The sequence below is a fragment of the Streptomyces sp. NPDC001450 genome, assembly GCF_053597295.1.
This window is the reverse complement of record NZ_JBSFHY010000008.1, coordinates 189,533-213,929: the sequence shown is the minus strand read 5'-3', so window position 1 is coordinate 213,929 and position 24,397 is coordinate 189,533. Positions and strand designations below refer to the sequence as shown.

Genomic DNA, 24,397 nt, shown 5'->3' with positions numbered 1-24,397 from the left:
AGGCCGGGTCACTCGCCGATCGCGGTCTTGTAGCCGGCGGCGTCCAGGAGGTGGTCGAACGCCGACCGGTCGGACGGCTTGAGCTTGAAGATCCAGCTGTCGTAGGGATCCTCGTTGATCAGCTCCGGACTGTCGGACAGCTCCTCGTTGACCGCGATCACCTCGCCGCCGACCGGCGTGTAGATCTCCGTCGCGGCCTTCACCGACTCCACGACGCCGGCGGCCTCGCCGGCCTCGAAGACCTTGCCGACGTCGACCAGCTCCACGAACACGACGTCGCCGAGCGCCTTCTGGGCATGGTCGCTGATGCCCACCGTGATCGTGCCGTCCGCTTCCTTGCGCGCCCACTCGTGCGTATCGGCATACCGCAGCTCAGCCGGAATGTTCGACATACGTGCTCCCCTGAAGCCGTAGATGATCAGCACGGCCATCCATGCCCGGGACCGAAGGGTGCGGGACGTGGTTTCCCCCGCATGGCTCACAAGGCCCCGGGCGCCGGCGGTGGAAGGGACCGGATCGGCGCGCGGCTCGGCTCGGGCTCATCGGCGGTACGCCGTCACCGCGACGGCGGGCAGGATGGCCAGGGCCAGGACGCCGGCGGTGAGGGCGAGGGCGGGGTAGCCGGCCGCGGTGGCGATGACGCCGGAGCTGATGCCGCCGGTGGCGCCGGCGATCGCGATGGAGACGTCCACCATGCCCTGGGTCCTGGCGCGGGCGGCGAGCGGCACGGTGTCGGTGATGATCGCCGTGCCCGACACCAGGCCGAAGTTCCAGCCGAGTCCCAGGAGGGCCAGGGCGAGCGCCAGCAGCGCGACGGAGTCGGCGGGGGCCAGGGCGGCGAGGATGCCGGCGGTCAGGAGGACGACGCCGGAGACGGTGGCCATCGTCATGCGGCCGCTGGGGGTCCCCCCGCGCGAGCGAAGCCGAGCGTGGGGGAGGTCCACGAGGCGGCCCGTCAGCGGTGAGGGCAGGTACATGGCGCCTATGTGGATGGCGATGACGAGGCCCGAGGCGGCGGTGCCGTGGCCGTGGTCGTGCATGTGGACGGGTGTCATCGTCATGATCGCGACCATGACGAGCTGGGTGAGCACCATGACGAGTGCGCCCAGGACCACTCCGCCGCGGCCCTCATGTGCAAGGACCGCGGGTGCCTTCGCCGGGTCGGCCTGCTCGGTGGCGGCGAGGGTGCGGGCCGTGAGCAGCGGGTCGGGGCGCAGGCTGGTGGCCAGGACCACGGCCGCGAGGGCGTAGGCGGCTCCGGACAGCAGGAAGGGGCCGGCCAGGTTCGGGATGCCCAGGGTTTCGGCGAAGTCGCCGGTGGGTGCGGCAAGGTTGGGGCCGGCAACGCCGCCGAGGGTGGTGGCGACCAGGACCGTGGAGACGGCGCGGGCGCGGTGGGCGGGGTCGGCCAGATCGGCTCCGGCGTAGCGGGCCTGGAGGTTGGTGGCGGTGCCGGCGCCGTAGACGAACAGGGCGAGGAACAGCAGGACGGGGCTGTCGAGTACGGCGGCGGTGATGACGCCGGCGCTGCCGACGGCTCCGGTGAGGTAGCCGATGGCCAGTCCGGGGCGGCGGCCACGGGCCTGGGAGATACGGCCCACGGCGACGGCCGCGAGCGCGGATCCGGCGGTGAACAGCGCGCTGGGCAGTCCGGCGAGGCTGGTGGTGCCGAGCATGTCCTGGGCGAGCAGGGCGCCGACGGTGACGCCTGCGGCGAGACCGGCACCGCTGAGGACCTGGGAGGCGACCAGGACGCGCAGGATGCGGCGCTGTGCCTGGGCGGCGTCGGGTATGCCGGGCAGGGAGGCAGGGGCGGCGGGTTCGGCTCGGGTCATGTCTCTCTTCCGGTGGCAGTGGGTGGCGTCAGGGGGCCGTGGTGGCGCTGCAGTCCAGGTGGACCGGCCTGCCGGCCGACCCAGGGTGTACGGCGGTCGTGCCAGGTCCCCGGCATCGGCAGGAGCGGGGGGCCGGTGCCGGATACACGGCGGCCGTCATCCCAAGTCCCCAGCTTCGCCCGGCAGTTCGCTCAGGCGCCACTCCGGCGTCCCGTCGTCGAGGCGGATCGCGCGGCGGCCGCGGTCGGTCAGGAGCCGTACCGCGGCGTGGGCGAGGACGCAGTACGTGCCGCCGCCTGCGACCTCCTGGCCGCACGCTGGATCACCGTGCACCCCGCCGAGGACCGGCCGGTGCCTCCATCAGCCGCCGGACTCCGGCCGTGAGCGCGGCCGTCACCGTCGGCGACGGCACATCCGGAGCTCCGAGGGTCTTCCGGGGGCCCTCGGTCCGGGCGCTCAGGGGGAGTTCGATCTGGACCCCGCCGGCCGGGGTCAGGTTCACCGGGTTGCGGGGGCCCAGGCCGCGCAGGCCGGGCGGGATGTGGTCCAGGTCGGTGACGGTGTCGAAGTCCGGGGCGAGGAGGGTGAGGCTGTGGGCCAGGGTGTCGGCCGCTGCGCGGTTGGCGCCGCCCAGGAAGATCGCGCGGGGGGTCTCGGGTCTCAGGTGGCCGTGCAGGGAGATCGTCAGGGACACGTGGGACAGGAACTGCTGCAGGGCCGCGCAGGTGGGTACGGACATGCGGTGCGAGGGGATGTGCACCGGGTCGCCGGCGGGCTGGGTGAAGACCAGGCAGCTGGCTCCCGTGCGGGCCGCCACCTCGTGGGCCAGTTCCGCCGTGCCGCCCTCCTTGCTGCCGTGCAGGGCCAGCAGCCCGATCTCGGGCGACCGGAGCGTAAGGGCGGCTGCGAACTCCACCTCCTCGATCACCACGCGCTCGGTCGCCACCGCTAGCGCACCACCCGCACAGCCTTCGACACCGTCACCTGGTCCACCTCCGACACCCGTACCGTCACCTTCATCGTCCACGTTCCCGGGATCGGCAGGTTGAAGGCGTCCGCGGCCCAGTAGCCACCCCGGTCGGTGACCTTGGTGTCCAGGGGGCCGATCCGCTGGGTGGGGAGGGTGAACGTGATGCGCAGTCCGGGGACCGCGGACAGGCCGCCGTCGGGGCCGTAGACCACCGCCTGGACGGAGTTCGTGCCGACCCGGCCGGGGTCCAGGGTGATCTGTACCCTGCCGTGGCCGCCGGGGGTGCCGACGTCGAAGGGGATCGTGGTGACCGAGGCCGCCTGGATGCCGGCCGTCGCCGGTGCCGACTCCGCCGCCTCGGCCGCCTCGGCCGCCGCCCGGCCCGGCAGCGTGCTCGTCAGGAGGGTCGTCAGGACGAGGACCAGGGTGCCCACCGCCATCTCGGTCAGCACCCAGCGGCGGAGGTTGTGGGGGTGGTGCGGGGAGGGGGCGGGCGCGGGGTTCGGCTCCGGGGGGAGCGGGGGGCCGCCGGCCGGTTGCGGGACGCGGTTCCGTTCGCGTGCCGGGAGCAGGGTCGCCAGGCGGGTCGTCCAGCGGCGGGAGCGGGACGCGGCCGCGAGCAGGAGGGTGACCGCTGTCAGCTTCGCCAGCAGGAGGCGGCCGTACGTCGTGTCGGTGAGCGCCTGCCAGGAGCCGAGGCCCCGCCACGACTGGTAGACACCGGTCGCCACCAGGACCGTCACCGAGGCGAAGGCCAGGCGGGAGAAGCGGGTGACGGCCGGGACCAGCGGTGCGGCGGGGCCCGGAGAGGCGCGGCGCAGCGTCAGCACCAGGGCCGTCAGGCCGCCCAGCCAGGCCGCCGTCGCCAGCAGGTGGAGCGTGGTGGAGGTGATCGCCAGGGGGACCTGGAGGCCCGCCGAGGCGTGTTCCGAGGCCGCCCAGGTCAGGGCGAGAGCGACGGAGAGGGTCGCGGCGGTCGCGAGGGCGGCTCGGCGGGGGATCCGGCGGCGCCATCTCCGCAGGGCCAGTGCGCAGGCACCGGCCAGGAGCAGCAGGGCCAGGCGGGTGAGGAGGAGTTCGCCGGGGCGGGTCGAGGCCGTGCGGGTGAGCGAGGGGAGGGCGAACGCCGTCGTCGGGGCGGTGCCCTCCTCGTACGGGGCCCGCAGGAGGAAGAGGGCGATCGTCGAGGCGAACAGGGTGCCCCAGGCGGCCGCCACCGGTGTGCGCAGGTGGGCCGGCCTCGGCGGGCGGCAGTACGCCACGAACGCCGCCGGGCCCAGCAGGAGCGCCACGGCGAGGTAGGCGACGTAGCGCGCGATGTTGTAGAGGCTGGTCGTCGCCGGGTTCTCCGCACGGTCCGGGAGCACGCTCGTCGCCGTCGCCGTGCGTGTGCCGACCGAGAAGGTGAGCGCACCCGACACCGGGTGGCTGTCCGCCGACACCACCCGCCAGGCCACCGTGTAGGTGCCGGTGCCCAGCTTGGCGGGCAGGGAGACCCGGACGGTGTCGGAGCGGCCGGCGGCGTGGTCCGCCTCGCCGGTGCGGACGCGGTGGTTCTCGGGGTCGTAGACGCGCAGGGAGTCGGTCAGCAGGCCGACCGACTCCGTGAAGGTCAGGTTGACCTCGCGGGGCGCCGACTTGAGGACGGTTCCGTCGGCGGGGTCCGTCCCGCGCAGGGCCGCGTGGGCCGAGGCGGGGGCGGTCGTGCCGAGGAGGAGCAGGAGCAGGCCCGCGCCGAGGACGGTCAGCCGTCGCAGCCACCGGTGTTCGTCGCGCACCTCACCCCTCCGTCCCACTGGCCCTCCTACAGGTACGCAAGGATCGGCCGCCACGCTCACCACGTCGGCCGCGCCGACACCCCGCCGTCCACCACCAGATCGTGGCCCGTGATCCACGAGGCGAGGGGCGAGGCGAGGAACACGCAGGCGTCGCCACGTCCCGCGCACGGCCCGGGCGGCCGGTGGGGACGGCGTCGAGCCAGCGGCGTTACGCCGTGCGGCCAGGCCTGGGCCAGGCCCTCCCGGTCGATGAGGCCCGGCGAGACCGAGTCGACGCGGATGCCGTGGGGACCGTACTCCGGGGCGGCCGCGCGGGCGGCCGCTGCCGGTAATGAGGGCTGCCTCGACGGAGAGAGCCCGCTCACGGGTGAACAGCTCCGTGCAGCGGGCCACTTCGACCGGGTAACACACGGTCAACACGGCCGAGTCGCCGTGTTCGAACCGTCCCTTGGCGACGAGCGGGAACGCTCCCCTCACTGGGACAAAGGCGCCGGAGAGGCCCTGAACCAAATCGGCTCCAGTCCGTAGTGGGCGATCAGCTCGTCAGGCGTGGTCACCCGGGAAGGCTGCCTCCCGGTCCAGAAAGGCCAGTTGGGCACGCTTCTCGGGCAGGTACGCGTCCGGGATGTCGACCTCGGGGAGGACCACCTCGGGGCCGCGCCGGAATCCCTGGCGCTCGAAGCGGGCGATCGCCTTGGTGTTGCGCACGTCCGGGTCGACCACGACTCTGCGGCGGTCCAGGGCCAGCAGGAGGTACGACGTCATCGCGGTCAGCAGGGCCGCGCTCCAGCCGGGGCGCGGGCCGTCCGCGGCGGGCGCGAGGAGGAGGTGGACGCCGATGTCGCCGGGGCGGACCTCGTAGCACTCGCCGACCCGGTCGGCGTCGGGCTCGTAGGTCTGGAGCAGGGCGGCCGGTTCGCCGTCCTTGGTGACGAGGTGGGCGTGGTGGGTGTCCAGGCCGGCCATGTGGGCGTAGATCTCGCCGACCTGGGCCCGGGTGAGGCCGGTCATGCCCCAGAACGCGGCGCGTTCGTCGCTCACCCAGGCGTGGACCACCTCCGCGTCGGCCACCGGGTCGAGGGGGCGGATGCGGACGGTGCCGTAGCCGTCGATCACCTGTTCATGGACGTGCGGGTCGGACATCGGTCTCCTTCTCGAGGCGGTCCCAGTCGGTGACGACGGGAACGAGCTCTCCCCCGAGCCACAGGGGGAGTTGGTCACGGTGGTGCGGCGAGCCGGGGACCCCGGACGCGCCGAAGGGCACCACCCACCGGCTGTCCTCACGGCGGGCCAGGTCCCAGACGTAACGGGCCGCCGGGCCGCGGACGGCGAGGTCGGTCAGGCCGGGCACGGCGGAGGTGCACAGCACGCAGTCGTGGTCGCCGGACAGACCTGGTTCGTCGTACGGCTCGCCGGGCAGCGCCCGCCAGGGGGCAAGGCGGTGGGTGTCGCCCCACGTGCCCGTCGGCGTCCCGGCGGCGACCTCCTCGACGGCCACGCGTACGGCGGCGAGCCGGTCGACGCCGTACAACTCCTCGGCGCTCAGCAGGTGTTCGAGGGCGAAGCCGATGCGCGGGAGGAGGGCGAGCCAGGGGAGGAGGACCTCCGGGTAGGCGGGCACCTCGGTCAGCGCGGCGAACGCCGGGTGTGCGGCGAGGTGTCGTACGACCGCGCCGCGCACCGCCGCGTACGACGCCGCGTCGGCGCTGTCCGCGTCCATGCGGCGGTTCCAGGCCAGGAGGCGGTCCCTGAGCCGGGCGGCCTCGGGGGTGAGGTCGTCGAGCTCGGCCAGGTGGTCCAGGAGGGGCGCGGCGGAGGCGAGGTGGGTGTCCGTGTGGATCGCGGGCAGGTCGGCGGCGGACCAGACGGGGCGCTCGTCGAGGAGGGCGCGGATCCGGGTGGCGCGGTGCGGTGGGGCGAACTCGGTGCCGAGTGGTGCGGCCGGGCCTCGCTGGTTGGCCATCACCGCGATGCCGTCGGTCAGGGCGGCGCGGGGCATCTCGTGCCAGCCGTGCCAGTCGTGGCCGGGCTGCCAGGCGGGGACCAGGCGCGTGCAGTTGGCTTTCGACCGGATGGGTACGCGGCCCGCGACTCGGTGCAGGGTGCCGCCCTCGGTGTCGGCTGCCTGTACGACGTTGACGGGCTCGGCCCAGGTGTCGAAGGCGCGGTCGATGTCGGTGACTCGGCGGGCTCGGAGGAGGGGCAGGAGGCTGCTGAAGCCGAGGTCTTCTGTGACGCGGGGTGGATGGCGGAGGGCCAGGGCCGCCTCGGCTCCGCCTTCGGCGGCGATCCGGTTCCCACCCGCACCACCCGTGCGGCTTTCGTCGTCGGGTGCGGGTGGCCCCTGTGGGGCGCCCTCGCCGTCGGCTAGGGCGTCCTCGCCGTCGGCGGCTCGCGGGTCGTCGTTCGCGGCCCTCGCCTCGCCTCCGCCGTCGGCGGCTCGCCTCGGTTCCGTGGTCTCCAAGCCCTCCGGGCCCCCGGCGATCACCGGGCCCCGTTGCGTTTCGATGATCTCGATCTCCAGTGGCTCCTCCCCCGCGATCTCCACGGTCTCCGTGTGGCGTTGGGCGCGGTGCCAGGCGCCGTCGGGGCCCAGGGCCTCCACGCCTGCACCCGTGCGGCGGAGGCGTTCGCGGTAGAGGTCCTGGTAGTCGGCCATGGCGTTGGTGATGGACCAGGCGACCGTGCCGGTGTGGCCGAAGTGGGCGATGCCCGGGACTCCGGGGACGGCCAGGCCGACGACGTCGAACTCGGGGCAGGAGAGGCGGATCTGCTGGTAGACGCCGGGGGCTTCGATGAAGCGGTGGGGGTCGCCGGCGAGGAGAGGCAGACCGGTGACGGTGCGCTCGCCCGAGAGGAGCCAGCCGTTGCTGCCCGCCGTGCCGGGGCCGTCGGTGGCGAACATGCCGACCGCCTCCGGGCCGAGGTGCCGTATCGCCTCCTCGCGCCACAGCTTGGCCGGGAAGCCCGCGAAGAGGATGTGCGTGCCGAGCCAGATGCCGAGGGGGGTCCAGGGGTGCCAGGGGGTGGGGGTGAGGCCGGTTCGAGTGAACTCGGGGGCCCGGTGGGCGCCTTCCGGCAGGCCCTCGTTGACGCCGTCCACGTACGCCCGGACCCAGTCCGCCGTCTCCGGGTCCCGGCTCTCCAGCGCGGTGAAGCAGCGTCTCGCGGTGTCGTCGAGGCGGGCGCGGCGGGCGAAGACGTCCCAGGGGAGGGCGGCGGCGCCGAGGAAGGCGGCCGACGTGCCCTGGGAGCGGTGCCGTTCGACCTCCAGTTGCCAGGCGCGGTCCAGGGCGGTGACGCGGCCCTGGGCGTGGGCGAGGGCACAAACGTCTGAAGCGCGTAGGTGGGGGATGCCCCAGGCGTCGCGGTAGGTCTCGGTGGTCACCCTGGGACACCCCTTTGTTTTAGGTTAGCCTTGCCTAAGTGTGCGGCCCAGGAATCGTACGCGAGGAGTGGAGACGGGATGGGGCAGGGGCGGGGCTGGGAGGGAGCGGTCCTACGACTGCTGCGCGCCAAGGACTTCGTGTGCACGGTCACCGAGACCGAGGACGTCACCCCGCACTACCGGCGGCTGCGGCTGACCGACGGCGGGCTGCTCGCCGCGACCGGCGTCCACCCCACGATGTGGATACGCCTGTGGTTCTCCGACGCCGGCCGCCCGCACCAGCGGGCCTACACCCTGGTCGGCCCGGACCCGGCGACCGGCACCTTCGGCCTGGAGTTCGCGCTTCACGACGGGTGCGCCGCCGACTGGGCGCGGGCCGCGCGGCCCGGGGACACCATCGAGGCGACCGTCCAGGGCACCGGGTTCCAGCATCCCGATCCCGTCCCCTCGCACGTCGTCGCCGTCGGCGACCCGGCCTCGCTGCCCGCGATCAACTCCCTGCTCGGCACGCTGGGTTCCGCCCCGGCGACGATCTGGTTCGAGGGCACCTTGGACGGTCTCCCCTGGCACGCCGACCCGGCCCGCCACGAGATCCGCGAGGTGCCCCGCCGCGACGAGGGCGCCCACCTCACCGACCGGGTCCGCGCCGAGCTGCCCGTCGTGCTCGACGGCACCCCCGACCCGTACGTCTGGATCGCCTGCGACACGGCCACCACCCGCACGCTGGCCGCGTTCGTGCGCAAGGAGCTGGGCCTGCCGAAGACCCGGGTGCATGCCCTCGGGTACTGGCGCGCGTCCTGACGTCGCAGGCGCGATCATCGACCCATGAACGTCACGCTGCACCTCGCCCAGGACCCCGAGGCCGACGCGCTGCTCGGGCGCAGTCCGCTCGCCGCGCTGACCGGGATGCTGCTCGACCAGCAGGTTCCGATGGAGTGGGCGTTCAAGGGGCCGGTGACCATCGCCCGGCGGATGGGCGCCGAGGACCTGGACGCGCACGAGATCGCCGTCATGGACCCCGAGGCCTTCGCCGCGCTGCTCTCCGAGAAGCCCGCCGTGCACCGCTACCCGGGCTCGATGGCCAAGCGTATCCAGCAGTTGTGCCAGTACCTTGTCGAGCACTACGACGGGGACGCCGAGCTGGTCTGGAAGGGTGTCGAGGACGGGAAGGAACTGCTGAGGCGGCTCCAGGACCTGCCCGGGTTCGGCAGGCAGAAGGCGCAGATCTTCCTCGCGCTGCTCGGCAAGCAGCTGGGCGTGGCACCCGCGGGGTGGCGGGAGGCCGCGGGGGCGTACGGCGAGGCGAAGTCCTTCCGGTCCGTCGCCGACATCACCGGGCCCGAGTCGCTGGCCAAGGTGCGCGCCCACAAGCAGGAGACGAAGGCGGCGGCCAAGGCCGCGAAGGCCGCCGGGAAGTAGGGCTCGAACGGGTGGCCCACCCCGGTGGCGGGGCCCGGCCGGGCGGGCGGCTCAGCCGCATGGCCCACCCCGGTGGCCGGACGAGCACGGGCGGTCCAAGCATGGAGCATGACCGAGGCACCCACCGGTGACCCCTCCTGGGGTCGCGAGTACGACGACCGCAACGTCCACGCGGGAGGGGCCCCGCAGGCGCACCACGAGCCCGAGCCGCCCTTCGAGGGCCCCCTGCACGCCCTGTCCCGGGCCGCCTGGCAGGTCGTCCTGCTCACCGGCGTCGCCTCGCTGGTCCTCGGCATCCTGGTGCTGGTCTGGCCGGGCCCCTCCCTGCTCGCCGCCGGTGTCCTGTTCGGCGTCTACCTCCTCGTCAGCGGCATCTTCCAGCTGGTCTCCGCGTTCGGCACCCACAAGACGACCTCGCTGCGCGTGCTCGCCTTCATCAGCGGCGCCCTGTCGATCGTGCTGGGCCTGTTCTGCTTCCGCGGGCCCATGCAGTCGATCCTGCTGCTCGCCCTGTGGATCGGCATCAGCTGGGTGATCCGCGGAATCACCCAGACCCTGGCCGCCGCCTCCGACAGCCGCATGCCCGCCCGGGGCTGGCAGATCTTCCTCGGGGTCGTCACCTTCATCGCCGGGATCGTGCTGATCGACTCCCCGTTCACGTCGGTCGCCGTGCTGACCCTGGTCGGCGGCTGGTGGCTGGTGGTCGTCGGCGTCGTGGAGATCGTCACCGCGTTGCGCATCCGCGGCCGCGCCCGGCAGGTCCCGCACACGGTGTGATCTCCGTGGTACGCCGAGCGGGCGGATCTTCCGGGACGCGGGATGCGCGACGGGTGCCGGGCGGGCACAGAACTGCCGTGAGCGGGACCCCGAGCCTCCCCCGGAGCCGTACCTGGCTGCGGGTGCTCGTGCTGCTCCTCGCCCTGTGGGTGCCCGGCGCCCATCTGCAGGCCCAGGCGGCGCCCGCCCCGGCCGTGTCGGCCGAGACCGCCGAGCACGACGTCCTCGACACGCTGCTACGGCCGCCCGCGCGCACCCTCCACCAGACCGACGCGCCCGAGCGCACCGCACCCCTGCCCGACCCGCCGACGCCCGTCCGTCCGGCGCTGCGCCCGTGTCCCGCCGTGCCCCGGCCGCCGTACGCCGTGCCCCTGCTCCGGACGGTGGTCCTGCGCTGCTGACCGTGCCCTCCCCCCAGGCCAGTCAGCTCGACGCAAGGAACCCACCATGCCCACAGACCCGTACGCGGTCCTGCGCGCCCTGCTGCGCGCGGAGGCCAGACGCGGCACACCGCCCCAGCCGGAGCGGAAGAACCCGCAACCGCAGCAGCCGGCGGCGAGGGAGGACGGCCGCTGAGCCCCCGGCGGGGGCGGACCACCGCCTCCGCCGGGTCACCGCCTGCGCCCAGCCCCTCGTACGCCGACTCGCGATCCACAGCCTGTGCACAACACGGCACACCGCGCGGCTCGAGCCGGGCGCGATCCGAGACCTGCCCGTCCATGGCCGTGCTGCGCCTACCGCAGCGACGGATGCGACGTCGTGCGGACGGTCCACGGTTCCTGGTCCAGGCTCACTCCGCCCCTCATCCCCGCGAAGAGCCCCACGGCCCCCGAGAGCACGGCCGGCAGCATGCCGGCCCAGTGCGGGACGACACCCAGCAGGAACGGGACGGAGAGGAGCGCGCCGGCCGCCGCGACGCACAGCTGTGAGGCGTGTGCCTTCGGCAGGTACCGGTACGGCCGACGAGTCGGGCGGCGGCATGGGCGAGGTGCTTGTTGCCGACGGATATGCGGAAGTTGTGACCGGACATGGCCCGCAGCCGGATGGTCCGCCGCCTGCCGGCCTCGTTCTCGTGCACGAGTTCGATGCAGTAGGTGCTGGAGGTGGCGATCCGACCGACACCGTCCCCGGTCGGGTACCGGTACGCCTCCCGCACCGGGGTGGCGAACCGGACGCGGACCGCGTGGACGCTGCCCGCGGCGGCGTCCTCCCTGAGCATGCGCTGCCCGGGACCGAGCTGGTTCTTGAGCAGGGCGAGCGCGTACAGGGAGAGCACGACACCGAAGAGCCAGCTGACCACGACGTACAGGGCGTACAGGAACGGGTCATCGTCTCCTGCTGCGGCTACTGCGACACAGCCGGCCGCGCACGGCGCCCGGACGGTGAGGCAAGCCGCGACGAAGAATCCCCAGTCGCGGCGCACCGCTCCCAGCTTGCCGGGGATCCTCTCCTGGGGAGGAGCCGTCGTCGGCAGCGGTTCCACGGGCGGCGCCCACCGGCCCGCCAGCACCCACCCCAGGCTGAACAGCGCCGCCAGGGCCAGAGGCACGAGAACCTCCAGGCGCGGGGGGTGCGTGGGAGGCAAGACGGTCGCCCCCCATGCGATGGCCGCCGAAAGCATGGCCGCCGCGCCCAGAGTTCTGGCGAGCGGTGTGGAGCGGTGCTGCCTGCGGTCTCCCCCTGACCCATACGTGAAGAGCTTGTGCGGCAAGGAGATTACGCACTGTTGATCAACTGCCGGAAGGGTCGTGGCCAAGTACCGTCGCCGTGCTGCGGAAGGTCTTCGCCATGCCTCCGAAACGGCTCAGTCCGGTCGAGCTCCCCGGCCCCTGTTCCCGATAGGCCCCGCTATGATCCGTTTCGCTACGGCTTTTCCAGCGTCACACTCCGTCGCCTTGGCTGCGCCCGGAACGTCTTGACCGGTAGGCTTTCCGTGTGATCTTCAAGCGCATCGGAAACGGCCGGCCGTACCCCGACCACGGCCGGGAAAGCACCCGGCAGTGGGCGGACGTCGCGCCGCGCCCGGTCCGCCTCGATCAGCTCGTGACGACCAAGGGGCAGCTCGACCTGGAGACCCTGCTGGCCGAGGACTCGACGTTCTACGGCGACCTCTTCGCGCACGTCGTGAAGTGGCAGGGCGACCTGTACCTGGAGGACGGCCTCCACCGTGCGGTCCGCGCCGCCCTCCAGCAGCGCCAGGTGCTGCACGCGCGCGTGCTCGAACTCGACTGACCGCGGCACGACACGGCCGTTGACCCTTTCGGGTTCCGCTGAGCGGCGTCTACTGATCATCTAATAGGCATCGCCGCCCAGGCGCACTACGCTGCGCCCATGAGCATGCTGACTCCCCCCGGCATGGGCGGCCAGTACCGGATCACGGGGGGCAAATACCCGCGGATGCGCCCTCCCCGGAGACGCGGCAGGCTCGTGTTCGCCGTGGTGGCGTCCGCCGCCGTGCTCGGCCTGATCGGCTGGGGCACGCTGCAGCTCATCGACGTCTTCACCGGCGGCGACAAGAAGACCTCGGCGTCCGGCACCAAGCCGCACTGCCGCACGAAGGCGAGTACGGCCGCCGCACAGGTGGAGGCGCTGCCCAAGCCCGGCGAGATCACCGTGAACGTCTACAACGCCACCGCGCGCACCGGCCTCGCCAAGGACACCGCGGACGAGCTGAAGAAGCGCGGCTTCAAGATCGGCGACGTGGGCAACGCGTCCAAGGAGTTCGACAAGAAGGTCAAGGGCGCCGGGATACTCCTCGGCCCCGCCTCCGCGCTGAACACCTCGCTGCCGGTGCTCGCCACCCAACTGCCCGCCGCCGAACACCGCACCGACGCGGCCCGCAAGGGCACCGACCTCGACCTGATCCTCGGTGACGGCTTCAAGAACCTCACCCAGCGAACGGCCGCCGACCAGGCCCTGGTCAAGCTGACCGACCCCGAGCCGGCGGCCGCCACGAAGAAGAGCTGCTGAGGCAAGCGCCCCCAGGGGCGCGGGGCCGTGTCCGGCATGCGGCTCCGCCGCGTGGGCGCGACCAGCCACAACGAACCCGCAGCCGCCGGCACGACCGCACCCCTACGGCGTCCGGAGCGGAGCGCCTACTCTGCCGCGCCGTACAGCCGATCCCCCGCGTCCCCGAGCCCGGGCACGATGTACCCGTGCTCGTTGAGGTGGTCGTCGACAGCCGCCGTGACGACCGTCACCGGCGTCCCCGCCAGCTCGCGCTCCATGACCTCGACGCCCTCGGGCGCGGCGAGCAGGACCACGGCGGTCACATCGTCGGCACCGCGCTTGATCAGCTCCTGGATGGCCGCGACCAGCGTGCCGCCGGTGGCCAGCATCGGGTCCAGGACGTACACCTGGCGGCCGGAGAGGTCCTCCGGCATGCGCGAGGCGTACGTGGAGGCCTGCAGCGTCTCCTCGTTGCGGATCATGCCCAGGAAGCCCACCTCGGCGGTCGGCAGCAGCCGGACCATGCCGTCCAGCATGCCGAGACCGGCGCGCAGGATCGGCACGACCAGCGGACGCGGGCGGGCGAGCTTGACGCCGGTGGTCTGCGCGACCGGCGTCCGGACGTCGACCTGCTCGGTGCGCACGTCCCGCGTGGCCTCGTAGGCGAGCAGGGTGACCAGTTCGTCGGCGAGCCGCCGGAAGGTCGCGGAGTCGGTGCGCTGGTCGCGCAGCGTGGTGAGCTTGTGGGCGACCAGGGGGTGGTCGACGACGTGGAGACGCATGCCCATAACAGTAGCCGCGCTCGGTGGCCCCTCGCTCTGGCATCAAACCGCCCGTCCGAGGGAAAGTGGGAGGGACGGACCGGGGGTGGTGTGACTGTGCCTGACCTGCCTGACCGCAAAACCGACGCCGCGAAGAACACCGTCGGGCCGGAACGGCCCGAGACCGACACCGAGCGCCGACGCCGCCGCGCCCAGTTCCTGCGCGACCTCGCCGAGGCCCGCGCGCTGCGCGAACGGGTCCAGCCCCGACGCGCCAAGGCCGCCCGACTGCGCCACGCCATGCGAATGCGGACCTTCCGCTGGTAGGCGGAGCCCGGTGCACGGGCGCCGTCAAGGTGAGATCCAGGTGAGGAAGATCCGTGCCCGCTCCGGCGTTTGGGAGGTGGGCGTGCGTGGGTGCCTGGAAAAGCCGCGTACGATCCGCAGGTGGCGGCAACGAGTGCGCTGGTGAGTCCTTTTCCCCCCGGGATGCGGACACACGATCAAAACAGCCAGACACAGGGAGCCGAAGACGTCCCCTGAACGCCTTGTTTCTGCCACGATTCCGAGTGGGTGGGGCTCGGAGCCCAGCTCTCTCCGCCCAGAACCTCCGCCGGGGGGACCCCCAACCGGCACGCCTATGACCAGTGGGAGAGTCACGGTGTACTTCGCCGCACTGCTCGCGCGCACCGAAGACGGGTGGGAAGCGAGCGACACAGAGCTCGACGATGTGGAGACCCTGTCGGATCTGGCCGACCTGGCCCGGGAAGCCTCTCCCGACGAGGACACGGTGTTCGTCCTGATCGAGCAGGAGGACGCCTGGTTCGGTCTCGTCCGCGTGGACGGCGAGGAGGACCCTCGCATCTTCGTCTCCGACGCGGCCGCAGCCGCCCGCAGCGCCTACGGTGAGCTGCTGCTCACCGACGAGCTGCTCGGCCGGGAGCCCGGCTCCGACGACGGCCCCGACCTGGACTCCCTGGACCTCGACGGCACCGAGGACGGCGAGGCCGAGGACGAGGACGACGACGAGGGGACCGTCGCCGCCGGCGCGGTGCCGCACGGCCCGGTGGGCGACGGCCGCATCCTCGACGACCTGGGCGTCAACGAGAAGGAACTGCTGGGCCTGGACCCGAACGACGCGCTGGCCGAGATCGCCGAGGCCCTGGGCGCCTCGGACGTGCTGGAGACCGTCCGCTGACCGCTTCGCACACGGAAGGCGCGCCGGACCCGGTACGCGACCGCTGGCGGGCCGCGATGCGGCTCGCCCTGGACGAGGCCGAGCTGGCCGTCCAGGGCGGGGACGTCCCCGTCGGCGCCGTCGTGCTGTCCCCGGACGGTACGACGGTGCTCGGGGCCGGGCACAACGAGCGCGAGGCCACCGGCGACCCCACGGCCCACGCGGAGGTCCTGGCGATCCGGCGGGCTGCGTCCAGGCTCGGCGAGTGGCGGCTGACCGGCTGCACGCTGGTGGTCACCCTGGAGCCCTGCACGATGTGTGCGGGCGCGCTCGTGCAGGCCCGCGTGGACCGGGTGGTCTACGGCGCCCGCGACGACAAGGCGGGGGCGGCCGGCTCCCTCTGGGACGTCGTACGGGACCGGCGGCTCAATCACCGGCCCGAGGTGATCGAGGGCGTCCTGGCCGAGGACTGCGCCCGGATCCTCACAGAGTTTTTCCGGGGCCCCTGAATACCGATTTCAAACCATGCCCCACCTTGCTGTAAGGTCTCCCTCGGTAGCGTGTCCGAGCGGCCGAAGGAGCTCGCCTCGAAAGCGAGTGTGGCGCAAGTCACCGAGGGTTCAAATCCCTCCGCTACCGCTGAAGAAGGGCCCCGTCGCGAGACGGGGCCCTTCGTGCGTGACCGGGCAGGGACCCGGCAAGGAACCTCGGCGGGCGGGCCGTTGGCCCCCGCGGGGGGCACGAAGGTTACACTCGCCGCCGGCAACAGGGGTCCCACGGGGCACACAGGCACAGGGGAGGCCGCGGTGACGGTGAACGCCAAGAAGATCGCCGTGTACGTGCTCGTGGTCTTCGCGCTGTACGTGATCATCACGGATCCGGCCAAGGCGGCCGACTACGTCCAGATAGCCTTCGAGGGCATATCGGACGCGGCCAAGGCCATAGGTGACTTCATGACCTGGATCGCCAACGGAGCAAAGAGCTGAGCGGAAAGCCGAGAGAGCTGAGGTACACCCCATGATCCGCCACCTGGTCCTCTTCAGGCTCAACGAGGGCGTCGAGCGCGACGATCCACGGGTCGTCGAGGGCGTCGCCGCCTTCCGGGCGCTCGGCGGCCAGATCGAGGAGCTGCGCTTTTGGGAGTGCGCCTGGAACATCAGCGACCGGCCGATCGCCTACGACTTCGCGATCAACTCGGCGGTCGAGGACACGGACGCGCTGCGGCGCTACCTGGAGCACCCGGCCCATCAGGCGGGTGTCGCGCTGTGGCGGGAGTTCGCCACGTGGGTGATCGCCGACTACGAGTTCTGAGCCCCTCGCTCCGGGAGCCCTCCGCCGGGAACGGCGGGGGGCTTTCGCGCGTCTTGTGACCCAACTTGGCGCTGTTTGAACACAACACGGCGTTATCCGGTGCTTGCACACAGTGCACATGTCTTGTGATGCTATGACCGCTTTTGACGGATGATTGACCGATGAAGAGGTGGCGTTGACCGTGTCGGCCAGTACTGCGCCGCCCCAGGACGAGGCGCCCGCCCCAGCCCCCGCCTCCGCTCCCCCCGACCCCGCCACAGTCCCTCCCGCCCCCGAGAAGCGCCGCGGTGCCGACACCCGCGCCCTGACCCAGGTGCTCTTCGGTGAGCTGAAGGACCTCAAGCCGGGCACCCCGGAACACAACCGCGTGCGCGGGGCGCTCATCGAGGCCAACCTCCCGCTCGTGCGCTACGCGGCCGCCCGCTTCCGCTCCCGCAACGAGCCGATGGAGGACGTCATCCAGGTCGGCACCATCGGCCTGATCAACGCCATCGACCGCTTCGACCCCGACCGGGGTGTGCAGTTCCCGACCTTCGCGATGCCGACCGTCGTCGGCGAGATCAAGCGGTACTTCCGGGACAACGTCCGCACGGTCCACGTACCGCGCCGGCTGCACGAGCTGTGGGTACAGGTCAACAGCGCCACCGAGGACCTCACCACGGCCTTCGGGCGCCAGCCGTCGACCGCCGAGATCGCCGAGCGCCTGCGGATCAGCGAGGACGAGGTGCTCTCCTGCATCGAGGCCGGGCGGTCGTACCACGCGACCTCCCTGGAGGCCGCCCAGGAGGGCGACGGGCTGCCGGGCCTGCTGGACCGCATCGGCTACGAGGACCCGGCCCTGGACGGCGTGGAACACCGCGACCTGGTCCGCCATCTCCTCGTGCAACTCCCAGAACGTGAACAGAGAATCCTTCTTCTGCGCTACTACAGCAATCTCACTCAGTCTCAGATCAGCGCGGAACTCGGTGTGTCCCAGATGCACGTCTCCCGACTACTCGCGCGTAGCTTCCAGCGGCTGCGTTCCGCGAATCGCATCGAGGCATAACCGGCGCACGGGAGCACGGACCGGAACACACCAGCTCGAACCGATTCGCAAGCAGGATCGATCGGTAACCGGCGAGAGCGAATCGCTCACCAGGGCGGTTCCCGACAGTTGTGCGCCGAAAAACCGTCAGACCCCTTCTTTCCAGGGCCGATTCACATCTCACATGTCGACATGTCGCTACAGCGTGTTGCCGACATGTGACATTCTGCGGGAAGCGCGTTTGCCGGACCTCCGGCTCCGGTATTCAGGTGAAGGCTGCGTTGCTCGAAAGGCATCGCCGCCGCGACCGTCCCGCGACCCAAAGGGGGTGGCATGTCCGCAGACCAGGGCAGCTCGAAGGTGCTCACGCCCACGAGCGAGGCAGCGCCCAAGCAGCTCGACGCCATCGACGTGCTCGACGACGTCACGTCCCTCGAGACCCTGCCGGCCCCGCCCGTCCAGGCCCCCGATGCCGCCCCGGCCGTCCCGGCCACGGCGGACATCGACACCCGCACCCTGTCCCGCTCCCTGTTCCTGCGGCTCGCCGCACTCGACGAGAACAGCCCCGAGCGCGCCTACGTCCGGGACACCCTGATCGAGCTCAACCTCCCGCTCGTGCGCTACGCGGCGGCCCGCTTCCGCTCGCGCAACGAGCCGATGGAGGACATCGTCCAGGTCGGCACCATCGGCCTGATCAAGGCGATCGACCGCTTCGATTGCGAACGGGGCGTGGAGTTCCCGACGTTCGCGATGCCGACGGTCGTGGGTGAGATCAAGCGCTTCTTCCGCGACACCTCGTGGTCGGTGCGCGTCCCGCGCCGGCTGCAGGAGCTGCGCCTGGCCCTCACCAAGGCCAGCGACGAGCTGTCCCAGAAGCTGGACCGCTCCCCGACGGTGACCGAACTCGCCGCGGTCCTCGGCGTCTCCGAGGAGGACGTGGTCGACGGCCTCGCGGTCGGCAACGCCTACACCGCCTCCTCCCTCGACTCCCCGGCCCCCGAGGACGACGGCGGCGAGGGCTCCCTGGCCGACCGTCTCGGCTACGAGGACACCGCGCTGGAGGGCGTGGAGTACCGCGAGTCCCTCAAGCCGCTGCTGGCCAAGCTGCCGCCCCGGGAGCGCCGGATCATCATGCTGCGCTTCTTCGCCAACATGACCCAGTCCCAGATCGGCGAGGAGGTCGGCATCTCCCAGATGCACGTCTCCCGCCTGCTGACCCGGACCCTGGCCCAGCTGCGCGAAGGGCTCATCTCCGACTGAGGCTTCCTATCTGACGAAGCGTCAGTCACCATGGCCGGATGCTTCGTACCCGGATGCTTCGTACCCGGACACTTCGTACGACGACATGGACACAGGGCCGCCGAGGCGCCGTCACGGCAGCGTCGGCGGCCGTCGTGTGCCTGGGCGTGGCTCTGGCCGCGTGCGGAGGCGGCGGCCGGGACGGATACGTGGCGGTGGGCGGTGTGCCGAGCCCGGCGGGTTCGGCAGGGGCGCCGACGGGAGCGGTGCGGATGGTCCCGCTGGACGGGCCGACCACACACTCCAACTCACCGTCGAACGGGGTCACTTCGGATCCACCCTCCGATGCGACCGAGTCGGGCACCCCGCCGGCCGGCGGGAGCACCGCACCCGATCCCGCGGACAGCCCACCGAGCACCACCGGTGACGGCACGACCGCCCCGGAGCAGCCGTCGTCACCCACCCCAACTCCCAGTCGTACCAAGCCTCCCGCGCCCGCCGACCTCGGCTGGGGCGACCCCTCGCGCAAGGACACGGACCAGCGCTGGTGCGAGAAGGTGACCGTCGGCTTTCACAACTCCGGCGGGACGGCGGTGCGGTCGGGCACGGTGACGTTCGGGACGCACATCATCGGCGCGCTCGGCATCGACTGGGGGACGGTCGAGTCGACCGTGGACCTCCCGGTGCCGATCGGACCGGGAGCGCGCGCGGACCACACCTGGACGGTGTGCGTCGACGCCTGGCGCGTCCCGCTGGGCATGCACATCGAGACGCGGGACGTGTCCGTCCAGTGGAGCGAGTGAGGCTCGCCCGGAGGTCGCGTCCCTACATCATCGCCAGCCAGGCCACCGCGGCGACGACGGCCACGGCGACGACGACGCCGATGATCAGGCCGAGGCGCGGGCCGGAGGAGGCGGCCGCCTGCTGCCGGCCTCCCTGGGGAGCCTCGTCGACGAACGCGCGGAACATCTGGGTGCTGCCGGCGGGGTCGTAGTTGCCCTGGGGGCCCTGGGTGTTAGCCATGGCCCGAGACACTAGCGAATCCAGGTGACCGACCCAAGTGCGGGGCCACCGGGACAGAGGGGGGCAGGCCACCCTCCCCCACCTGCGTATTTACTGTCGCAACACTTGCCTTTGCCAAGTTTTTACGCCAGCCCACCCCCACTTGTTTGCCTGCAGCAACCAACTGATCTATGGTTGCCCCAAGCAACGAATACGGGAGGTGTGATGGCCGGGCAGGCGCAGTACGAAGAGCTGGCGCGTCAGCTCAGTGCCGTCGGAGCCGTGAAACGGGACATGGGGCGGATCCTGCCGCCCGAGTGCCCGGCCGGCTCGGCCGCCGTGCTGACCCTGCTCGGTCGCCACGGCGACATGCGCATGAGCAAGCTCGCCGAGCTGCTCGCCGTGGACATGTCGGTCACCAGCCGGCATGTCGCGCACGTCGCCGCACGCGGCTGGATCGAGCGGTCACCGGACCCCGCGGACAAGCGCTCGCGCATCCTGCGTCTGACGCCCGCGGGCCTGGAGCAGCTCGACGAGCTGTCCCGGCGGACCACCCATCTGCTCGCCGACCGGCTGAGCGACTGGACCGACGAGGAGGTCGGCCAGCTCATCCGGCTGATGACGCGCCTGCGCGCCAGCTTCGGCGACTGCCGGTCCGCCCCGCCACGGCTGCCCGCACCCGTAGTCGAAGAGACCACCCGTACACCCGCAAGCACGTAAGCAAAGGAAGCCCATGGCAACGACCACACCAGCCGGTGTGCGGGCTCACGCCAAGCACGGGGGAGGCTCCCAAGGCGCCTCCGGGCACGCCCCGATGACCCACCGGCAGATAATGGAGGCGCTCTCCGGGCTGCTGCTCGGCATGTTCGCCGCCATCCTGTCGTCCACCATCGTCTCCAACGCCCTGCCCGAGATCATCCAGGACCTCGGCGGCGGACAGAGCGCCTACACCTGGGTCGTCACGGCCGCGCTGCTGGCGATGACCGCCTCGACCCCGCTCTGGGGCAAGCTCGCCGACCTGGTCAGCAAGAAGGCGCTCGTCCAGATAGCCCTGGTCATCTACATCGCGGGCTCGGTCGTCGCCGGTCTCGCGCAGAACCCGGGGATGCTGATCAGCGCCCGGGTCATCCAGGGCCTCGGCGCCGGCGGTCTGACCGCGCTGGCCCAGATCATCATGGCCGCGATGATCTCCCCGCGTGAGCGGGGCCGGTACTCCGGCTACCTCGGCGCGACCTTCGCCGTCGCCACCGTCGGCGGCCCGCTCGTCGGCGGTGTCATCACCGACGCCGACTGGCTCGGCTGGCGCTACTGCCTGTTCGTCGGTATCCCCTTCGCGCTGATCGCCCTGCTCGTGCTGCAGAAGACGCTGCACCTGCCGGAGACCAAGCGCAAGGTCAAGGTCGACTGGGCCGGTGCCTTCTTCATCACCGCCGCCGTCAGCCTGCTGCTGATCTGGGTCACCTTCGCCGACGACAAGTACGACTGGCTGTCCTGGCAGACCTACACGATGGTCGGCGGCGCGCTCCTCCTCACGCTGATCTTCCTCTTCGTCGAGACGAAGGCCGGCGAGCCGATCATCCCGCTGCGTCTCTTCCGGAACCGCACCATCGCGCTGGCCTCGGTCGCCTCCCTCTTCGTCGGCATCGCCATGTTCGCCGGCACGGTGTTCTTCAGCCAGTACTTCCAGCTGGCGCGCGACAAGTCCCCGACGATGTCCGGTGTCATGACGATCCCGATGATCGCCGGTCTGTTCGTCTCCTCCACCGTCTCCGGCCAGGTCATCACCAAGACCGGCAAGTGGAAGGCCTGGCTGGTCACCGGCGGTGTGCTGCTGACGGCCGGTCTGGGGCTGCTCGGCACCATGCGGTACGACACCGACTACTGGAAGATCGCGATCTTCATGGCGGTCATGGGCCTCGGCATCGGCATGATGATGCAGAACCTGGTCCTGTCCACCCAGAACCAGGTCGCCCCGCACGAACTCGGTGCCGCCAGCTCGGTCGTCACCTTCTTCCGGTCCCTCGGCGGCGCGGTGGGCGTCTCGGCGCTCGGCTCCGTGATGTCGACCCGGATCACCCACTACGCCAAGGACACCATCGGCCAGCTGAAGCCCAAGGAGCAGCTGGCGGCCGCCAAGGCCAGCGGCTCCGGCCAGCTGCCGGACATGGACCTGCTGCCCGCGCACATCCGCACCTGGCTGGAGGGCGCCTACGGGCACGGCATCGCCGACATCTTCCTGTACGTCGCGCCGATCGCCTTCCTCGCCTTCCTGGTCACCCTGTTCATCAAGGAGGTCCCGCTGCGCACGACGGGCGCCCTGGCCCAGGCCGCCGAGGCCGGCAAGGCCGAGACCCGGGCCGCCGCCGTCGCGCAGACCGCCCCCGCCGGGGAGAAGGTGCCCAGCTGGGCCGCCCCGATCGTGAACCCGCAGGACGGCACCGAGGCCGCCGCCACCGACCAGTTCACCGCAGTCGCCACCCTGCCCGCCCCCGAGGCGTCGACACCTGCCGCTGACGCGGCGGGCTCTTCCGGCGGCACCCCGGTCCACGGCTTCGTCCGCGGGGCCGAGAGCGCCCCGGTCCCGCAGGCCGCGGTCACCCTGATCTCCCTCGGTGGCCGCCAGCTGGGCCGCTCGGTCGCCCAGGCCGACGGCTCCTACGGGCTGAACGCGCCGGGCACGGGCTCGTACGTGCTGATCGCCTCCGCCGACGGCTACCAGCCACAGGCCTCCACGATCGTGGTGGGCGAGGAGCCGCTGTCGTACGACCTCCTGCTCAGCGGCACCAGCGGGCTGAGCGGTGTGGTCCGGGCGGCCGGGAGCGCGCTGCCGGTCAAGGACGCGATGGTGATCGTCACCGATGTGCGCGGGGACCTGCTGGCCACCGCGGCCAGCGGTGAGCAGGGCGAGTTCGCCTTCACCGAGCTGGTGCCGGGCGTGGTGACCGTCGCGGTGAACGCGGCCGGGTACCGTCCGCGCGCCCTGCCCGTCGAGATCGGCGCCACCGGCGTCACCCGGATCGAGGTCGGCCTGGACGCCGGCGCCCAGCTGCAGGGTGTCGTACGGGCCCCGCACGGCCCGCTGGCCGACGCCCGCGTGACCCTCGTGGACGCGGCGGGCAACGTGGTCGGCACCGCCACCACCGGGACGGACGGCGCGTACGCCTTCACCGACCTGGACAACGGCGAGTACACCGTCATCGCGACGGGCTACCCGCCGGCGGCCACCGCGCTGACCCTCTCCGGCATCGGAGTTGACGGCCACGACATCGAACTCGCCCACCTCGGCGAGTAGTTCATCCCCGGCCCGTGGTGCGCGCCGCCATGCGCGCGCCACGGGCCGGTGTCATACGCGACTCATTACAAGCCTTTGTCATTCCTTGCAGGGAGAAAACGGGATGGGACTGACCGCGAGGATCCGTACCCGGGACGGATGGGCCGTGTCGCACGCGGTCGTCACGGTGACCGACATGACCGGTACGCAGGTGCTGCGAGCCGAGGCGGACACCGAGGGTGCCGTACGGGACGCCACCGAGCTGGCGCCGGGGGCGTACACGGTGATCGTGACCGCCGTCGGGTACGCGCCCGCCGCCTCCAGCGCGATCGTCACCGCGAGCGGACGAGCCGAGGTCGGCACGGTGACCCTGGCCCGGCAGGGCGGCACCGAACTGCCGCCGCCCGGCCCGTGGACCATCGACCCGGTGCACTCCTCCGTCGCCGCCGTCGCCCAGCACCTGGGAATCTCCAGCGTGCACGGCCGGTTCGCGGAGTTCGGCGGGTCCATCGAGATCGCCCCGGACGACGTCACCAGGTCCCGTGTGGAAGCGGTGGTCCGGGCGGCCTCCGTCGACACCGGCAACGGGATGCGCGACACGCATCTGCGGTCCGCCGACTTCCTCGACGTCGAGCGGCACCCGGAGATCACCTACCGCTCGACCGGCCTGACCCAGGCCGGCCCGGACCGCTGGACGGTCCACGGCGAGCTGGCGATGCACGGAGTCGTACGGCCGGTCGACCTGGACCTGGCCTACCTCGGCACCGGGGCCGACCCGTGGGGCGGCACCCGCGCCGCCTTCCGCGCCACCACCGAACTCCACCGCGAGGACTTCGCGATGAACTACAACCAGGTCCTCCAGGCGGGCATCGCCGCCATCGGCACGACCCTCAAGGTCGAGCTGGACATCCAGGCGGTCCAGGGCGGCGCACTGCCCGCCGCCTGAGGCGCGCCGGTGAGCCTGTGCCCGGCAGGGTCAGGCTCACCGGCGCGTGCGCGCTCTAGGCTGCGGCCATGGCACCCGACATCGCGACGAACACCCAAGTCTCGCTGGACGAACTGCTGGACTTCGTACGCCCCCGCCACCGCGCCATCCTGCTCACCCGCCGCACCGACGGGAGCCCCCAGGGCTCCCCGCTGACCTGCGGGGTGGACGACTCGGGCCGGATCGTGGTCTCCACCTACCCCGAGCGCGCCAAGACCCGCAACGCCAAGCGCGACCCACGGGTCAGCCTGATCGTCCTGAGCGACGAGTGGAACGGCCCCTGGGTCCAGATCGACGGCACCGCCGAGGTCGTCGACGCCCCCGACTCCGTGGAGCCCCTGGTCGAGTACTACCGCAACATCGCCGGCGAGCACCCCGACTGGGACGAGTACCGGGAGGCGATGGTCAAGCAGGGCAAGTCGATCATCCGGGTCACTCCGGAACGGTGGGGGCCCGTGGCGACCGGGGGATTTCCGGCGCGACTGGTGGCCGAGGGGTAGACCTCCCAGCC

At 72.0% G+C, this 24,397-nt stretch carries 30 protein-coding genes and 1 tRNA gene; 20 read left to right on the top strand and 11 right to left on the bottom strand.

Annotated features, from left to right (window positions below; genetic code table 11):
- Window positions 1–8 precede the first annotated feature (8 nt).
- From gcvH to ACWC5O_RS11565, 8 genes are all read right to left on the bottom strand, one after another.
- On the bottom strand, window positions 9–392 hold the full coding sequence (gene gcvH / locus ACWC5O_RS11600) for a glycine cleavage system protein GcvH (protein ID WP_450586330.1): 384 nt from the start codon (window positions 390–392) through the stop codon (window positions 9–11).
- A gap of 147 nt (window positions 393–539) precedes the next feature.
- Window positions 540–1,835 carry an MFS transporter gene (locus ACWC5O_RS11595; protein WP_450586328.1) on the bottom strand — a complete coding sequence of 432 codons (1,296 nt, stop codon included), beginning with the start codon at window positions 1,833–1,835 and terminating at the stop codon, window positions 540–542.
- A 156-nt stretch (window positions 1,836–1,991) separates the two neighbouring features.
- The gene (locus ACWC5O_RS11590) at window positions 1,992–2,168 is read right to left on the bottom strand and encodes a hypothetical protein (protein ID WP_450586326.1); all 177 of its coding nucleotides are present in this window, start codon (window positions 2,166–2,168) and stop codon (window positions 1,992–1,994) included.
- Window positions 2,158–2,781: a poly-gamma-glutamate hydrolase family protein gene (locus ACWC5O_RS11585; RefSeq protein ID WP_450586324.1), complete on the bottom strand. Its 624-nt coding sequence runs from the start codon at window positions 2,779–2,781 to the stop codon at window positions 2,158–2,160. The genes ACWC5O_RS11590 and ACWC5O_RS11585 overlap by 11 nt, the downstream gene beginning before the upstream one ends.
- Window positions 2,782–2,783: 2 nt before the next feature.
- Window positions 2,784–4,583, bottom strand: coding sequence for a copper resistance CopC/CopD family protein (locus ACWC5O_RS11580; RefSeq protein WP_450586322.1), 1,800 nt, complete (start codon window positions 4,581–4,583; stop codon window positions 2,784–2,786).
- Between the two features lie 56 nt (window positions 4,584–4,639).
- Window positions 4,640–4,948: an SDR family oxidoreductase gene (locus ACWC5O_RS11575; RefSeq protein ID WP_450586320.1), complete on the bottom strand. Its 309-nt coding sequence runs from the start codon at window positions 4,946–4,948 to the stop codon at window positions 4,640–4,642.
- A 178-nt stretch (window positions 4,949–5,126) separates the two neighbouring features.
- Window positions 5,127–5,726, bottom strand: coding sequence for a GNAT family N-acetyltransferase (locus ACWC5O_RS11570; protein ID WP_450586318.1), 600 nt, complete (start codon window positions 5,724–5,726; stop codon window positions 5,127–5,129).
- Window positions 5,704–7,971, bottom strand: coding sequence for a penicillin acylase family protein (locus tag ACWC5O_RS11565; RefSeq protein ID WP_450586317.1), 2,268 nt, complete (start codon window positions 7,969–7,971; stop codon window positions 5,704–5,706). The genes ACWC5O_RS11570 and ACWC5O_RS11565 overlap by 23 nt, the downstream gene beginning before the upstream one ends.
- Before the next feature lie 78 nt (window positions 7,972–8,049).
- Here ACWC5O_RS11565 and ACWC5O_RS11560 point away from each other — a divergent pair, with 78 nt between their 5' ends.
- The 5 genes from ACWC5O_RS11560 to ACWC5O_RS11540 all read left to right on the top strand — a co-directional run bounded on the left by ACWC5O_RS11560 (window position 8,050) and on the right by ACWC5O_RS11540 (window position 10,743).
- Window positions 8,050–8,772 (top strand): siderophore-interacting protein, encoded by a 723-nt coding sequence (locus ACWC5O_RS11560; RefSeq protein WP_450586315.1) that lies wholly within the window; start codon window positions 8,050–8,052, stop codon window positions 8,770–8,772.
- Window positions 8,773–8,796: 24 nt separating this feature from the next.
- A complete protein-coding gene (locus tag ACWC5O_RS11555; RefSeq protein ID WP_450586314.1) occupies window positions 8,797–9,390 on the top strand; it encodes an HhH-GPD-type base excision DNA repair protein in 594 nt (197 codons plus the stop codon).
- A 108-nt stretch (window positions 9,391–9,498) separates the two neighbouring features.
- On the top strand, window positions 9,499–10,167 hold the full coding sequence (locus ACWC5O_RS11550) for an HdeD family acid-resistance protein (RefSeq protein WP_450586312.1): 669 nt from the start codon (window positions 9,499–9,501) through the stop codon (window positions 10,165–10,167).
- Window positions 10,168–10,244: 77 nt separating this feature from the next.
- Window positions 10,245–10,568 (top strand): hypothetical protein, encoded by a 324-nt coding sequence (locus ACWC5O_RS11545; RefSeq protein ID WP_450586310.1) that lies wholly within the window; start codon window positions 10,245–10,247, stop codon window positions 10,566–10,568.
- A gap of 46 nt (window positions 10,569–10,614) precedes the next feature.
- The gene (locus ACWC5O_RS11540; RefSeq protein ID WP_450586309.1) at window positions 10,615–10,743 is read left to right on the top strand and encodes a hypothetical protein; all 129 of its coding nucleotides are present in this window, start codon (window positions 10,615–10,617) and stop codon (window positions 10,741–10,743) included.
- Window positions 10,744–10,969: 226 nt separating this feature from the next.
- On the opposite strand, the gene ACWC5O_RS11535 is transcribed toward ACWC5O_RS11540, so the two are convergent.
- Complete coding sequence (locus ACWC5O_RS11535) at window positions 10,970–11,716, bottom strand: hypothetical protein (RefSeq protein ID WP_450586307.1); 747 nt, start codon at window positions 11,714–11,716, stop codon at window positions 10,970–10,972.
- Window positions 11,717–12,102: 386 nt separating this feature from the next.
- Between ACWC5O_RS11535 and ACWC5O_RS11530 the strand changes: the two genes are divergently transcribed.
- Together ACWC5O_RS11530 and ACWC5O_RS11525 are read left to right on the top strand one after the other, a co-directional pair.
- Window positions 12,103–12,399 (top strand): type II toxin-antitoxin system VapB family antitoxin, encoded by a 297-nt coding sequence (locus tag ACWC5O_RS11530; protein WP_003999914.1) that lies wholly within the window; start codon window positions 12,103–12,105, stop codon window positions 12,397–12,399.
- A gap of 99 nt (window positions 12,400–12,498) precedes the next feature.
- A complete protein-coding gene (locus tag ACWC5O_RS11525) occupies window positions 12,499–13,137 on the top strand; it encodes a LytR C-terminal domain-containing protein (RefSeq protein WP_450586305.1) in 639 nt (212 codons plus the stop codon).
- A 125-nt stretch (window positions 13,138–13,262) separates the two neighbouring features.
- Here the strand turns inward: ACWC5O_RS11525 and upp are convergent, their stop codons facing one another.
- The gene (upp, locus tag ACWC5O_RS11520; RefSeq protein WP_386580343.1) at window positions 13,263–13,898 is read right to left on the bottom strand and encodes a uracil phosphoribosyltransferase; all 636 of its coding nucleotides are present in this window, start codon (window positions 13,896–13,898) and stop codon (window positions 13,263–13,265) included.
- A 105-nt stretch (window positions 13,899–14,003) separates the two neighbouring features.
- On the opposite strand from upp, the gene ACWC5O_RS11515 reads away from it, so the two are divergent.
- The 9 genes from ACWC5O_RS11515 (at window position 14,004) to ACWC5O_RS11475 (ending at window position 19,431) form a co-directional block, all read left to right on the top strand.
- Entirely contained in the window at window positions 14,004–14,204 is a 201-nt protein-coding gene (locus tag ACWC5O_RS11515) for a hypothetical protein (RefSeq protein WP_450586438.1), read from the top strand.
- Between the two features lie 334 nt (window positions 14,205–14,538).
- The gene (locus tag ACWC5O_RS11510; RefSeq protein WP_450586436.1) at window positions 14,539–15,075 is read left to right on the top strand and encodes a tRNA adenosine deaminase-associated protein; all 537 of its coding nucleotides are present in this window, start codon (window positions 14,539–14,541) and stop codon (window positions 15,073–15,075) included.
- Window positions 15,076–15,131: 56 nt separating this feature from the next.
- Window positions 15,132–15,563, top strand: a complete 432-nt coding sequence (gene tadA, locus ACWC5O_RS11505) for a tRNA adenosine(34) deaminase TadA (protein WP_450586303.1) — start codon at window positions 15,132–15,134, stop codon at window positions 15,561–15,563.
- A 45-nt stretch (window positions 15,564–15,608) separates the two neighbouring features.
- Window positions 15,609–15,693: transfer RNA gene (locus ACWC5O_RS11500), tRNA-Ser, on the top strand.
- Window positions 15,694–15,860: 167 nt separating this feature from the next.
- A complete protein-coding gene (locus tag ACWC5O_RS11495; protein WP_450586301.1) occupies window positions 15,861–16,040 on the top strand; it encodes a hypothetical protein in 180 nt (59 codons plus the stop codon).
- A 31-nt stretch (window positions 16,041–16,071) separates the two neighbouring features.
- Window positions 16,072–16,365: a Dabb family protein gene (locus ACWC5O_RS11490; protein ID WP_450586300.1), complete on the top strand. Its 294-nt coding sequence runs from the start codon at window positions 16,072–16,074 to the stop codon at window positions 16,363–16,365.
- Window positions 16,366–16,540: 175 nt separating this feature from the next.
- A complete protein-coding gene (locus ACWC5O_RS11485) occupies window positions 16,541–17,410 on the top strand; it encodes an RNA polymerase sigma factor SigF (RefSeq protein ID WP_450586434.1) in 870 nt (289 codons plus the stop codon).
- A gap of 312 nt (window positions 17,411–17,722) precedes the next feature.
- Window positions 17,723–18,649, top strand: coding sequence for an RNA polymerase sigma factor SigF (locus tag ACWC5O_RS11480; protein WP_450586298.1), 927 nt, complete (start codon window positions 17,723–17,725; stop codon window positions 18,647–18,649).
- Window positions 18,650–18,687: 38 nt separating this feature from the next.
- Entirely contained in the window at window positions 18,688–19,431 is a 744-nt protein-coding gene (locus tag ACWC5O_RS11475; RefSeq protein WP_450586297.1) for a hypothetical protein, read from the top strand.
- 22 nt (window positions 19,432–19,453) lie between these two features.
- Here ACWC5O_RS11475 and ACWC5O_RS11470 read toward each other — a convergent pair whose 3' ends face one another.
- A complete protein-coding gene (locus tag ACWC5O_RS11470; RefSeq protein WP_450586295.1) occupies window positions 19,454–19,651 on the bottom strand; it encodes a hypothetical protein in 198 nt (65 codons plus the stop codon).
- A 204-nt stretch (window positions 19,652–19,855) separates the two neighbouring features.
- Between ACWC5O_RS11470 and ACWC5O_RS11465 the strand changes: the two genes are divergently transcribed.
- The 4 genes from ACWC5O_RS11465 (at window position 19,856) to ACWC5O_RS11450 (ending at window position 24,386) form a co-directional block, all read left to right on the top strand.
- The gene (locus ACWC5O_RS11465; protein ID WP_450586294.1) at window positions 19,856–20,350 is read left to right on the top strand and encodes a MarR family winged helix-turn-helix transcriptional regulator; all 495 of its coding nucleotides are present in this window, start codon (window positions 19,856–19,858) and stop codon (window positions 20,348–20,350) included.
- Between the two features lie 13 nt (window positions 20,351–20,363).
- Window positions 20,364–22,922 (top strand): MFS transporter, encoded by a 2,559-nt coding sequence (locus ACWC5O_RS11460; protein ID WP_450586292.1) that lies wholly within the window; start codon window positions 20,364–20,366, stop codon window positions 22,920–22,922.
- Between the two features lie 103 nt (window positions 22,923–23,025).
- Window positions 23,026–23,847: a YceI family protein gene (locus ACWC5O_RS11455; protein WP_450586290.1), complete on the top strand. Its 822-nt coding sequence runs from the start codon at window positions 23,026–23,028 to the stop codon at window positions 23,845–23,847.
- Between the two features lie 68 nt (window positions 23,848–23,915).
- Window positions 23,916–24,386 carry a PPOX class F420-dependent oxidoreductase gene (locus ACWC5O_RS11450; RefSeq protein WP_450780960.1) on the top strand — a complete coding sequence of 157 codons (471 nt, stop codon included), beginning with the start codon at window positions 23,916–23,918 and terminating at the stop codon, window positions 24,384–24,386.
- The last annotated feature ends 11 nt before the right edge of the window (window positions 24,387–24,397 follow it).